This window comes from Streptomyces sp. NPDC002896 (assembly GCF_040295225.1).
Classification (GTDB): domain Bacteria; phylum Actinomycetota; class Actinomycetes; order Streptomycetales; family Streptomycetaceae; genus Streptomyces.
Genome location: NZ_JBEOVA010000006.1, coordinates 299459 through 311626 on the forward strand (window position 1 = coordinate 299459; position 12168 = coordinate 311626).

Genomic DNA, 12168 nt, shown 5'->3' on the forward strand with positions numbered 1-12168 from the left:
CAGGCCTCAGCCGCCGTGCGCGTCCAGCCTGCGCCGGGCCGGCCCGAGCGCGCGTCCGCGCCGCGGCAGTCCCGCCCACGGGTCGCTGCGGGCCTGCTCCACGGCGTCCTTGATGGTCCAGTGGCGGGCGTCGACGGCCGGGTCGTCGAGCTGGCTCCAGGCGATGGGCACGGCCACGGGAGCGCCGGGCCGGGCACGGACGGTGTACGGCACGACAGCGGTCTGTGCGTAGCCATTGCGCTGCACGTCGAGATAGAGCCGGTCGCCGCGGTCCTTCTTGCGGGCGGCGGTGGTGAGCCGGTCCGGGTGGGCGTCGGTAAGGGTGTCGGCGACGTCCCTGGCGAACGCGCGCACCTCGTCGAAGTCATGGTCTCCGCCGACCGGCACGACGACGTGCAGGCCACGGGAGCCCGTGGTCATCAAGGCCGACGGCAGCTTCAGCTCGTCGAGCAGTTCGCCGAGCAGCCGCGCGGCCTCGCGCACCGGCGCGAAGTCGTCCCTGGGGGTCCCCCCGGGCCCTTGAGGCACCGGGGGAGGGTCGAGGTCGAAGACCATGCGGTCGGGCCGGTCGATGCGGCCCACGCGGGACTGCCAGCGGTGCAGGGTGATGCAGGCCTGGTCGGCGAGGTACACCAGCGTTGCCGTGTCCTGGCACACGGTGTGCGTCACGGTGCCACCCTCCTTGGGCACCTCGACCCGCCTGATCCACTCCGGGTAGTGGTCCGGGGTGTCCTTCTGCATGAAACGGAACCCGTCCACCCCGTCCGGGTACCGCTCCAGCATCAGGGGACGGTCGCGCAGGTGGGGCAGCATGAAGGGTGCGACGGAGCGGTAGTAGTCGACGAGGTCTGCCTTGGTGTAGCCGTCCTCGGGGAAGAGCACTTTGTCCGGGCGGTGCAGTTCGACGGTGCGGCGGCCGACCCGCACGGTCCGGGTACGGCCGGTACGGGTGTCGTCCGTCCGTGTGCCGCTCATGGGTCTCCCTTCGTTCCCGACCGCTGCCCCGCACACCTGGTGGACCGATGAAGCCCGTCCGGCGCTTGAGGACGAGCCCGAAGGGCGATCACCTCACAACGGCCTGCTCCACCAGCAACCGCACCGCCGCAGCAATCGACTCCGCATCGATACCCGCGGCATGCAACTGCTCCTGCGGGGTGGCCGACCCCGGCATCACCCGCACCGCAAGCCGCACCATCCGCGGCACCGGCCCCCCATCCACGAACGCATCCATCACCGCATCCCCGAGACCCCCTTCCATCCGATGGTCCTCAACGGTGAGCAGACACCCCGTGCGTTCGGCGGCAGTGCGCAACGTCCGGCGGTCGACGGGCTTGACCGAGTACAGGTCGACGACCCGCACCGGAATCCCCTCCCGGTCCAACAGCCGGCAGGCGGCAAGCGCCTCATGGACGGTCACCCCGGCCGCGACGACCGTCAGCCGATCGGCGTCGGACATCCGCAGCACCTTGCTGCCGCCCACGGGGAACTCCTCGCCGGGCCCGTAGATGACGGGCATCTCACCCCGGCTCGTGCGGAGATAACTCACCCCGCGCTGCTCGGCCATCGCCGCGACGAGATGCGCCGTCTGGTTGGCGTCGCACGGGTAAAGGACGGTGGAGCCGTGGACGGCGCGGAACATCGCGAGGTCCTCGAGACCCATCTGCGAGGGCCCGTCCGCTCCGATGGAGACCCCGGCGTGCGAACCGGCCAGGTTGATATCGGCGTCGCTGATCGAGGCCATGCGGATGAAGTCGTACGCGCGCGTGAAGAACGCCGCGAACGTCGACGCGTACGGCACCCAGCCACGCGCCGCCAGCCCCACCGCGGCGGCGACCATCTGCTGTTCGGCGATGTAGCACTCGAAGAACCGCTCGGGGTGCTCCTTGGCGAAGAACTCGGAGCGCGTGGAGTCGCTGACCTCGCCGTCCAGCGCCACCACGTCGCCGCGGGCCGTGCCGAGCGCGGCGAGGGCCTGCCCGTACGCGTCGCGGGTGGCCACCTTGTCGCCGGTCTCGAAGCGCGGCAGTTCGAGGTGGCCGCTGCGAACCGGGTGCAGCATCCGTGCGGGCGGCGGCTGTTGGACGTCGACGCGTACGTCGTGGACCCCGCCGAGCTCCTCGATGGCCTCATCGGCTTCGGGCAGCGGCTTGCCGTGCAGCCCCTCCCGGTTCTGGACGGACTCGACGCCCTTGCCCTTCACGGTCCGGGCGAGGATCGCGGTGGGCTGCCCGAGGGTCGAGCGGGCCTCGGCGTACGCGCGGTCGATGTCGTCGACGTCGTGGCCGTCGGCCTTGATGGTGTGCCAGCCGAAGGCCTGGAAGCGGCGTGCGTAGGCGTCCAGGTCCCATTGATGCCGCGTCGGGCCGCGCTGGCCGAGCCGGTTGACGTCGACGATCGCGGTGAGGTTTTCCAGGTGCTCGTAACCGGCGTGCTCGGCCGCCTCCCAGACGGAGCCCTCGGCGAGCTCGCTGTCGCCGCACAGCACCCACACCCGGTAGCCGATCCGCTCGAGCCGCTTGCCGGACAGCGCCATGCCGACGCCGACGGGCAGGCCCTGCCCGAGCGAGCCGGTGGCGACCTCCACCCACGGCAGCCGCCGCGGCGTCGGATGCCCTTCGAGGCGGCTGCCGAGCCGGCGGAAGGTGAGCAGTTCCGTCTCGTTGATCGCCCCGGCGGCCTTGTACGCGGCGTACAGCAGCGGCGAGGCATGGCCCTTGGAGAGGATGAAGCGGTCGTTGCCGGAGTGTTCGGGCCGCTCGAAGTCGTAGCGGAGGTGGCGGGCCAGCAGGACGGCCATCAGGTCGGCGGCCGACATCGACGAGGTGGGATGGCCGGAGCCCGCCGCGGCGGCGGCGCGCACCGAGTCGACACGCAACTGCTGGGCCAGAGCGGTCAGTTCACGTGTCTTCGTGGTGATCATGCGATTCCTCCTTGGGAGGTCCGGGCAGGCGGGCGAGTTCCGGCGACGCGGTGTCGAGCGGCACCGACCAGGAGCGCACCAGGCCGAGTTGCACCGCCTGGCGCGGCAGCACGGCGTCGAGGAGCCAGTCGGCGGCGACCCGGACGCGGTTGCCGGGCATCGCGGCCAGGTGGTAGCCGCGGGTGACGGCCCCGGCGAGCGGGCCGGACAGCGGTATGCCGAAGGGGTTGGCGGCGGCCTTCACCCCGCCGAGGTCGACGGTGAAGCCGACGGAGCGGTGCCGGTACGCGCGCCGCTCGCCGACCCCGAGGGACGCAGCGACGTTGCGGCCGGCGACCTTGCCCTGCCGCCAGGCGTGCTGCGCGGTCATCGTCGTGTACTGCCCGGGGTTGTACAGGTCGGGCACGGCGGCCGCGTCGCCGCACGCGAACACTTCGGGGTGCCCTGGCACGTTGAGGAACGGGTCGACGAGCAGCCGCCCGCGCTCCAGCGGCCGTCCGATGTCGCCGACGAGCGGATCGGGCCGTACGCCGACACACCAGACGAGGGTGCGGGTGTCCACGAACTCGCCGTCGTCGAGCAGCACCCCGTCCCGCGTGGCCTCCTTCACGGACGTCCGGGTGCGGACGTCGACGCCGCGCTGCCGCAGCACGCGGTCGGCCGTGTCGGACAGCCGTTGGTCGAGCTCGGGCAGCACGCGGGGCGCGATGTCGAGCAGCATCCAGCGGGGGCGTATGCCCTTGCGCAGCGGATGCTTGCGCACCAGGTCGTCGGTGAACAGCTGCCCTTGCGCGGCGACCTCGGTGCCGGTGTAGCCGGCACCGACCACGACGAAGGTGCTGCGGGCGCGGCAGATCGCGGGGTCCTCGGCGATCTCGGCCAGCTCCATCTGGCGGGTGATGTGGTCGCGCAGGTACAGCGCCTCGGGCAGTCCGCGGAAGCCGTGTGCATGCTCGGCGACGCCGGGGATGGGCAGCAGCTTGTTGACACTGCCGACGGCCAGCACCAGCCGGTCGTACGACAGCTCGCCGCGCTCGCCCTCCGGACCGCGATAGCGGACGCTGCGCCGGTCCAGATCGATGTCGTGGGCCTCGCCCAGCATCAGACGTACGTGCGGCAGGGTGCCGGTGAGCGAGACCGTGGCCCGCCGCGGTTCGAGGACGCCGGCGGCGACCTGGGGCAGCAGCGGCAGATACAGAAAGTAGTCGGTCGGGTTGAGCAGGGTGATGTCGGCCTTGCCGCGGGTCAGGCGGGACAGGGTGCGGGCGGTCCGGTAACCGGCGAATCCGGCTCCGACGATCAGGACTCGGGATCGGCTCACAGGGGCCTCCGGCACGGTCTTGTCGGGAGTGGGTGGGCGGGTCGGCCCTGAGGGGCGCGGCTCCCGGCTCGGGCGGGCGCAGCCGTCCGCCGCGGCGGCCACGGGCCGACGGCCGCAGCGCTTCCCGCGTCCCCCCGCAGGGGGTCGGCAAACGTCGCGGGCACCCGCCGCGGCCCCGGGTTTCCGCCCGCGCCGCCGTGGTTACCCGGGACGCGACCCTCGAGCGGCGCTTCCGGAGGTGACCCGCCATGGCGGAGTACGGCTACTTCATGGCAGCCGAGGAGTTCGGCCCGGCAGCCCTCGTGGAGCAGGGGCGGATGGCCGAGCAGGCCGGATTCCAGTCGTTGTGGATCTCCGATCACTACCACCCGTGGAACGACGCACAGGGGCAGAGCCCCTTCGTGTGGTCGGTGATCGGCGCGCTGGCCGAGGCGGTGTCGCTGCCGGTCGAGACGGCGGTGACCTGCCCCACGATGCGGATCCACCCGGCGGTCGTCGCCCAGGCCGCCGCGACGAGCGCGGTCATGACGGGCGGGAACTTCCGGCTGGGCGTCGGCAGCGGCGAGGCGCTCAACGAGCACATTCTCGGCGCCGCATGGCCGCCGGCGCACAAACGCCTGGAGATGCTCGAGGAGGCGATCCTCGTCATGCGGGAGCTCTTCGAGGGCAAGTGGGTCAACCACTACGGCAAGCACTACACCGTGGAGAACGCACGCCTGTACACCGTGCCCGACGAGCCCGTACCCATCGACGTCTCCGGCTTCGGCCCCCGGGCGACGGCGCTCGCGGCGCGGGTGGCCGACGGCTACATCACGATGACGCCCGACGAGTCGATGGTGTCCCAGTTCCGCAAGGGCGGCGGGGGCGCCAAGCCGGTGCTCGGCGGTACGAAGGTGTGCTACGGCACGGATCGGGACGCCGCGGTCGCCACGGTGCGCCGGCTCTGGTCGAACCAGCTGCTGCCCGGCGAGATGGGCCAGGTCCTGCCCAGCCCGCGCCACTTCGAGCAGCTGGCGCCGCTGATCACCGACGAGATGGTCGCGGAGAACGTGGTGTGCGGCGACGACGTCGAGCAGCACGTCCGGGCGCTGCTGGCGTTCGAGGAGGCCGGGTTCGACCGCATCTACGTGAACCAGATCGGCCCCGACCAGCAGGCGTTCTTCGACTTCTACCGCACGAAGGTGCTGCCGCAGCTGCAGCGGAGCTGAAGCGGCTCGGCCCTGACCCGGCTCACCGCGGGGTGCCGCCGCCTGACAGGATGGCGGCGGCCCTCACCCTGCCCGGCTGTGCCCGGCCGGCCTGCCCGACGACCGGAGTCACCCTTGGCCCGCGACCTGTACAACGTACGCCTGCTGCCGGACGACGACGGCCCGATGCCACTCACGTCCGACGACGAGTACCGGACGCCGCTCACGCCCGACGAGGAACGCCGGGTCCGGGCCGTCTTCCTGCAGCAGATGGCCCAGGAGCTGGCGGACAAGGGGTGGGCGCGCTTCCCCGCGTACAGCCCGGAGGAGCGCATCCGGCTGTACGCCCTCGCCCCCGCACTCGGCGACCACTTCGGCCGCCCGGTGACGGCCGAACCGGAGGACATCACGAGGGTGCTGTTCACGTTCGCCGATCAGCCGCTGCTGCCCGGCGCCTGAGAAGCGCGGCTAGGGCGCTCCGTCAGCCGCGAAAGCCGCCGGCCTGCCAGCGCCGCCGCACAAACGGCCAGCCCCATACCCACGCGCCCCCGGTTACGGGACAGCCACTCCTGCAGCCCGGCGGAAAGCGCCTCCTCGTCGAACCGCCCGTGCGCACCGTAGTCGTGGCCGTGCGGCCCGTCCGCCGGCGCCCACAGGTTGGCCGTCTCGGGCGGCGGCATGTCCGGCGACTGCTGCGCATCGTAGCCGGTGCGGGCCATATAGCGGTCGAGCACGCCGGGTGCGACCGCGTTCGCGACGAGGGTCGCGGCGGTGGAGCCACCCACCCAGTACTCGCGGCGCCGCGGGTGCGCGGCCGCGTGGACGATGGCGCGGGCGGCCACTTCGGGCTGGTAGACGGGCGCGACGGGCCGCGCCCGGCGCGGCAGCCTGTCCAGGACCCAGTCGAACTGTGGCGTGTTGACCGCGGGCAGCTGCACCATCGTCGTACGCACCCGGCTTCCCTGGTGCACCAGTTCGCAGCGCAGTGACTCGTTGAAGCCCTGGATGGCGTGCTTGGCACCGCAGTACGCGGTCTGTAGCGGAATGCCTCGGTAGGCGAGCGCGGAGCCGACCTGGACGATCGTGCCGTGGTCGCGCGGCAGCATGTGGCGCAGGGCGGCCCGCGTGCCCGACACGTACCCCAGATACGTCACTTCGGTGACCCGGCGGAACTCGTCCGCGCTGATCTCCATGAACGGCGCGAAGACGCCGGCGAACGCGTTGTTGACCCAGACGTCGATCGGCCCCAGCGTCTCCTCCACCTGCTCCGCGGCGTCCTCCACGGCTTTGGGGTCCGCCATGTCGACGGGCACGACGAGCGCTTCGCCGCCCGCGCGCTGCACCTCGTCGGCGGCCGCGGCGAGCCCGTCGCGGCCGCGGGCCAGCAGGGCGACCCGGTCGCCCCTGGCGGCGAAGGCGCGGGCGGCTGCCCGCCCGACGCCCGCGCTCGCGCCGGTCACCACGACGGTCCTGCGGCTGCGGAGCCTCATCGTTCACTACGCCCTGTGGTGCGGGGCCTCGGGCCCGGTCGCGCTGGTGCCAGGGGACGGCGGCACGGAGGGCGGCATGGGCGGCACCGGAGGCGCACCCGTACCGCCCGTGGGCGGCACGACCGGCACAGACGGCACGCCGTAGGAGGTGCCGGGCGTCTCACCGGCGCGTTCGGCTTCGGCCATGCGCTCCGGGGTCGGCCGGGTGGCCGAGGGCCGTGCCGCGTTGCGCAGCACGACGGCGGCGACGGCGAGCAGCGCGCCCGTGATCAGGGCGGCCGCCCAGCCGGGCAGGGCGAGGGCGAGGGCGAGTCCTACGGCCAGTGCGACGGCGGCGCCCGCGTACAGCGCCGCGGCCCCCGACCCCGCGTACAGCGCGGCCGTGCGGCGCCGCTTCCTGCTCTGCTCACGCAGTTCGTCCCGCACGGTCTCGCGGGCGACCTGGGCGAGCTCGTCGACCAGGCCCTTGTCCAGATGTTCCAGATGTTCCAAGCGGTTCATGGCGCCCGGGTACCCGGGCGCCTTCGCGTGTAACGCCGCCCAGACGGGTACCCGGGGCGCTCCGCACCCCATCACGGAGGAAGAGGATGACCCAGCACAACGACGTCGTGGAGCTGCTGAAGGAGCAGCACACGAGGATCCGCGAGCTGCTCGACGAGGTTGCGGCCACGAAGGGGGACGAACGGAAGCGGTCCTTCCTGGACCTGGTCCGCCTGCTCGCGGTGCACGAAACCGCGGAGGAGGAGGTCGTGCATCCCTTCGCGCGCGGCGCCATCGACGGCGGTGAACTGGTCGTCAGGGACCGCGTCCAGGAGGAGGAGCAGGCCAAGCGGGCGCTGTCGCGGCTGGAGGACATGGACCCCGATTCGCCTGAGTTCCTGGACGAGTTCGCCGCGCTGCGGCAGGACGTGCTCGCCCATGCGGAGGCCGAGGAGCGGTACGAGTTCGCGCACTTCCACCGGCACGCGGACCGGGGCAGTCTCGAGAACCTGGCCAGGGCGGTGAAGGCCGCCGAGGCGGTCGCGCCCACGCGCCCGCACCCGGGTACCGACACCGCGCTCAAGAACCTGGCGGCCGGCCCGGTCGCGGCGGTCGTGGACCGTACGCGGGACGCCGTCCGGAAGGCGATGAGCGGCTCCTGAGCCGCGTCGTCGCCAGGAGGGGCCGGCCTGGGGGTACCTCCCAGGCCCTTGAGGCACTGGGGGAGGATCGCCCGAATCGATCTCGCCTCCGGCCGGCCCCAACTAGGCTCGCTCGTATGGAGATCCTCGGAACCACGCTCCGCATCTGCGTCGAGGACCTGGAGGCCTCGGTCCCCTTCTACGAGCGCATAGCGGGCAGCAGAGCGCTCCGCTTCGACCGTGGCGGCGTGTCGGTCGCCGCGGTCGGCTGTTTCCTGCTGATGAGCGGACCCGAGCAGGAGCTCGAGGTGCTGCGGAAGGTGTCGGCGACGATCGCGGTGGAGGACGTCGACGAGGCCCACGACGTGCTGAGCTCATCGGGCGCCCGCATCCTCGCCGGCCCGCTCGCCACCCCGGCGGGCCGCAATCTGATAGCCCTGCACCCGGACGGGGCGGTCTTCGAGTACGTGGACCGGCGCACCGTGATGTAGCTTCACGGCTCACGTCGCCCGGTCACGTCAACTGGTCGTCCTCGAAGTCCTCGTCGAGCTTGATCCGCACCGCCGCCTCCTCCGCCGAGAGGCCACTGGTCGAGCCCTCCTGGGAGTACACGTCCTGCTCCCGCGGAAGACCGGGATCCGGCTCGTCGTCGAGCAGGCCGGCTGGTTCGTCCTCGGGCCCCGGCTCGAAGTCGGCGTCGACGTCCGGATCTGCTCCCGGATCGTGCGGATCGTGCGGCGCGGTCACGGCGACCGCCTCCTTCCGTACGGTCGGGTGTGCGTGCGGCTCCCGGGTGCCCAGGCCGGAGCGGGGTACTCACGGCGCGGCGGCCGTAACGGCACCGGGTCTCCTGTCGGTCGCGAGCCGGGCGTGGAGATGGGAGTCGTGGCGCTGCCCGTCCGCGTCCACGTAGAAGTCCCGCATGGTGCCCTCGAGCCGGAAGCCCGCCTTGGTCGCGACCCGGCACGAAGCCGGGTTGAGGAGCGCGTGGTCGAGCGAGAGGCGGTGCAGCCCGAGGCCGCCCTTTTCGGGCGCCGCGAACGACCAGCGGCTTGCCGCGTCCAAGGCGCGTGTCGCCACGCCTCTACCACGGGCCTTCGGCGTCACCCAGTAGCCGAGGACGGCCTGGTCCGGCAGCCGGTTCACATCGCGGACGCCCACGGAGCCGAGCAGGGTGCCGTCCGATGCGTCGGTCACGGCGAAGGCCGCGCTGCCGGTCTCCCAGCTGAGAATACGGAGCCGAAGCCACATCCCGGCCCGTTCGGCCTCGGGCGCCCCCGCGACCGCCCGGCCGACGGCCCAGTGAAGAATCCCGCGGTCGTGGAACGCTTCCGCGACGGCTGGTTCGTCGGCCTCTACGAAGGGCCGCAGCACGAGGCCGTCCGTACTCAGTACGCGGGGAACGAGCGAAGGTGTCGATTGCGTCACCGATCAGTTCTAACTGATCAGCGGCGCAGCGAGGTGAGCAGTCGCCACAGCGGTGAGCGCTTGCGGCGTTCGTCGGGGACCGAGGGCTCGGGCTCGGCGGCGGGCGCTGCGGGACCGGCGGCCCCGGCGGGCCGGACAGAGCCTTCCGGTGCGGCGCTGCACACGTAGCGGACCGGCAGGGAACGCAGGCCGCGGATGATGTGGGCGGCACGCCAGGGCAACTGGTCGGGGGGAAGGGTGAGTTCGAGCGATGAGAAGCGCTCGAAGAGCCGCCCGACCGCGGTGGTCACGATCACGCCGGCCAGCTCGCGGGCCGAGCCCGGGCACTGGTGGGGGCCGGCGCCCCAGGCCAGGTGGGCACGGGTGCTGACGGTGGCGTCGGAGCTGACCGCACTGGAGAAGACCGGGTCGCGGTGGGCGGCGGCGATGGAGGGGACGACGATGTCGCCCGCCCGCAGGCAGTAGTTGCCCATCCAGACGTCCTGCACGGGGAAGCGGAAGGTCATGTTGGCGACCGGCGGGTTGGCCATCGCGGCGCGGTTGACGGTCTCCCCGATGAGCCCGGCGGACAGGCTGACGCGTACGCCCCGGTTGCCGCGGATGACCTCGAGGGCGGTGTTGCTGATCAGATTGCTCGTCACGTCCGACAGATAGACGGCGATCATGAACAGTTCGCGGCCGAGCTGCTCCGCCGAGAGCGAGGGGTCGGCGGCCAGCATCCGTGAGGTGAGGTCGTCGCCGGGCAGTTGCTGCTTGGCGGCCGCCAGCGACGTCATGGCCGCCAGCAGCCGGCCGACCGCCTCGTGCGCGTCGGGGCCGCCGTCGAGCATCCGCCAGATGTCCATCACGACCTCGTCGCCGTGGTCGGTGTGGAAGCCGTACAGCGAGTTGATGACCATCAGCGGCAGCGGGCGGGAGTACTGCGAGCACAGGTCGGCGAAGCCTTCCCACGCGGTACCGCCGCCCGACAGCAGGCCTATGAGCTCGTCGGCGTGTCTCAGCACGGCGGTTCTGAGCTGCCGGGCCTGCGGCGCGCGCGGGTCCTGGTACGGCCTGAGCGCGGTCTCGAAAGTCCCCCGGGACAGGCGGTGTTCCTCGCCGTCGAGGAACATCATGTGCCGGACCTCCTGGCCCGCCCGCAGCGGCCAGTCCGCCGGCAACCGCGCCTCGGCGCGCGCCCGCCAGTGGCGTATGTCGCGCTTCCACAACCGCTCGTTCTGCAGGACCTCCAGCGCCTCGCCGTACCCCAGCACCAGCCAGGCCGGCACGCCCAGCAGACCCACCGGCGCCACCGGCCCGTGCAGGCGGCGCAGCCGGTCGTACACCGCATCCGGCCTGGCCTCGAAGTCCCGCGTCAGCAACGGCTCGACGGGCAGCGATTCCAGCGGCGGGCCGCCGAAGCGCGAGCCTGATCCGCCTGATCCGAAATACGGTTGAGAAGGCATGCGACAGGCATACCGGACCGAAGGCCCGTAGGAAAACGATCGTGACGACACGGTTACCTTCCGGATGCTTCCGGGGGATCCGGGCGGAACCGTACTCATGAGGACGCCGCAAAACCCTTGTGCCCCCGCCGCCCTTGTCGCCTATCGTCGACGCGCTTCCTGCCGGAAGCCCCGGCCCCGCCGGGCCGAGGACCATGACGTGGAGGATGACGGTGCGCTACCGCGAGCTGGGACGTAGTGGATTGTCCGTGTCGGAGATCGGTTACGGCGCGTGGGGTATCGGCGAGTCCGCCTGGGTGGGTGCCTCGGAGGACGAGTCCGTGCGCGCCCTGCACCGCGCCATCGACCTCGGCCTGAACTTCATCGACACCGCCCGCGGTTACGGCGAGAGCGAGCGCATCGTCGGCCGCGTGGTCCGGGAGCGGGCCGGCGACGAGGTGCGCGTCGCGACCAAGGTGCCGCCGAAGAACGGCGTCTGGCCGGCGCCCGACGGCCTGGACCCGGCCGAGACGTTTCCGGGCGACCACATCCGCGCAAGTCTGGAGACCAGTCTGCGCGCGAGCGGCCTGGACCACTTCGACGTAGTGCAGTTCCATGTCTGGAGCGATGAGTGGGTCGGCCGCGGCGACTGGCTGGAGACGGTCGCCGAGCTGAAGCAGGAGGGGAAGATCCGCCTGTTCGGCGTCTCGATCAACGACCACCAGCCCGACAACGCACTCGCGCTCGTACGCAGCGGCGTCGTGGACAGCGTGCAGGTCATCTACAACATCTTCGACCAGGCCCCCGGCGACGCGCTGCTGCCGGCCTGCGAGGAGCACGGCGTCGGCGTCATCGTGCGGGTGGCGCTGGACGAGGGCGGTCTCACCGGCCGGATCACCGCCGGTACGACGTTCCCCGAGGGCGACTGGCGCAACCACTACTTCCGCGACGACCGCCCGGCACAGGTCGAACAGCGGGTGGCCGCGATCGTCGCCGACCTCGGCATCGCCCCGGACGAGATCGCGGAGTACGCGTTGCGGTTCGTGCTGAGTTCGCCGGCGGTCTCCACCGTCATCCCCGGCATGCGCACCGTACGCAACGTGGAGCGCAACACGGCCCTGAGCGACGGGCGCCCGCTCACCGCCGACCAGCTCGCGGTACTGGCCAAGCACCGGTGGCAGCGCAACTTCTACGCCTGAGTCCATGACTGCCGCCTGAATCCGTGGCTGCCGCCTGATTCCGTGACTGCCGCCTGAATCCGTGGCTGCCGCCGCCGT

Annotated in this window: 13 protein-coding genes; 5 read left to right on the plus strand and 8 right to left on the minus strand. The window is 72.0% G+C overall.

From position 1 onward, the window contains the following. Window positions 1–6 precede the first annotated feature (6 nt). The 3 genes from ligD to ABT009_RS12955 form a co-directional block, all read right to left on the minus strand. The gene (gene ligD, locus ABT009_RS12945) at window positions 7–975 is read right to left on the minus strand and encodes a non-homologous end-joining DNA ligase (protein WP_351292653.1); all 969 of its coding nucleotides are present in this window, start codon (window positions 973–975) and stop codon (window positions 7–9) included. Between the two features lie 88 nt (window positions 976–1063). Continuing rightward, complete coding sequence (locus tag ABT009_RS12950; protein ID WP_351292655.1) at window positions 1064–2920, minus strand: transketolase; 1857 nt, start codon at window positions 2918–2920, stop codon at window positions 1064–1066. Continuing rightward, a complete protein-coding gene (locus ABT009_RS12955; RefSeq protein ID WP_351292657.1) occupies window positions 2898–4241 on the minus strand; it encodes an NAD(P)/FAD-dependent oxidoreductase in 1344 nt (447 codons plus the stop codon). Before ABT009_RS12955 ends, ABT009_RS12950 begins: the two co-directional genes overlap by 23 nt. Before the next feature lie 248 nt (window positions 4242–4489). On the opposite strand from ABT009_RS12955, the gene ABT009_RS12960 reads away from it, so the two are divergent. After that, entirely contained in the window at window positions 4490–5449 is a 960-nt protein-coding gene (locus ABT009_RS12960; RefSeq protein ID WP_351292659.1) for an LLM class F420-dependent oxidoreductase, read from the plus strand. Window positions 5450–5563: 114 nt separating this feature from the next. Then, window positions 5564–5887, plus strand: a complete 324-nt coding sequence (locus tag ABT009_RS12965) for a hypothetical protein (protein WP_351292661.1) — start codon at window positions 5564–5566, stop codon at window positions 5885–5887. Here ABT009_RS12965 and ABT009_RS12970 read toward each other — a convergent pair. Then, entirely contained in the window at window positions 5863–6918 is a 1056-nt protein-coding gene (locus tag ABT009_RS12970; protein ID WP_351292663.1) for an SDR family oxidoreductase, read from the minus strand. The two genes, ABT009_RS12965 and ABT009_RS12970, sit on opposite strands and share 25 nt — an antisense overlap. 6 nt (window positions 6919–6924) lie before the next feature. After that, window positions 6925–7419 (minus strand): phage holin family protein, encoded by a 495-nt coding sequence (locus ABT009_RS12975; RefSeq protein WP_351292665.1) that lies wholly within the window; start codon window positions 7417–7419, stop codon window positions 6925–6927. Window positions 7420–7505: 86 nt separating this feature from the next. Between ABT009_RS12975 and ABT009_RS12980 the strand changes: the two genes are divergently transcribed. Then, entirely contained in the window at window positions 7506–8060 is a 555-nt protein-coding gene (locus ABT009_RS12980; protein ID WP_351292667.1) for a hemerythrin domain-containing protein, read from the plus strand. A gap of 116 nt (window positions 8061–8176) precedes the next feature. Further along, window positions 8177–8530 carry a VOC family protein gene (locus ABT009_RS12985; RefSeq protein WP_351292669.1) on the plus strand — a complete coding sequence of 118 codons (354 nt, stop codon included), beginning with the start codon at window positions 8177–8179 and terminating at the stop codon, window positions 8528–8530. 22 nt (window positions 8531–8552) lie between these two features. On the opposite strand, the gene ABT009_RS12990 is transcribed toward ABT009_RS12985, so the two are convergent. The 3 genes from ABT009_RS12990 to ABT009_RS13000 form a co-directional block, all read right to left on the minus strand. Continuing rightward, on the minus strand, window positions 8553–8786 hold the full coding sequence (locus ABT009_RS12990; RefSeq protein WP_351292671.1) for a DUF5709 domain-containing protein: 234 nt from the start codon (window positions 8784–8786) through the stop codon (window positions 8553–8555). Window positions 8787–8855: 69 nt separating this feature from the next. Next, window positions 8856–9467, minus strand: a complete 612-nt coding sequence (locus ABT009_RS12995) for a GNAT family N-acetyltransferase (RefSeq protein ID WP_351292673.1) — start codon at window positions 9465–9467, stop codon at window positions 8856–8858. Window positions 9468–9484: 17 nt separating this feature from the next. After that, window positions 9485–10912: a cytochrome P450 family protein gene (locus tag ABT009_RS13000; RefSeq protein WP_351292674.1), complete on the minus strand. Its 1428-nt coding sequence runs from the start codon at window positions 10910–10912 to the stop codon at window positions 9485–9487. 212 nt (window positions 10913–11124) lie between these two features. Here ABT009_RS13000 and ABT009_RS13005 point away from each other — a divergent pair, with 212 nt between their 5' ends. Then, window positions 11125–12090, plus strand: coding sequence for an aldo/keto reductase (locus ABT009_RS13005; protein ID WP_351292972.1), 966 nt, complete (start codon window positions 11125–11127; stop codon window positions 12088–12090). Window positions 12091–12168 lie beyond the last annotated feature (78 nt).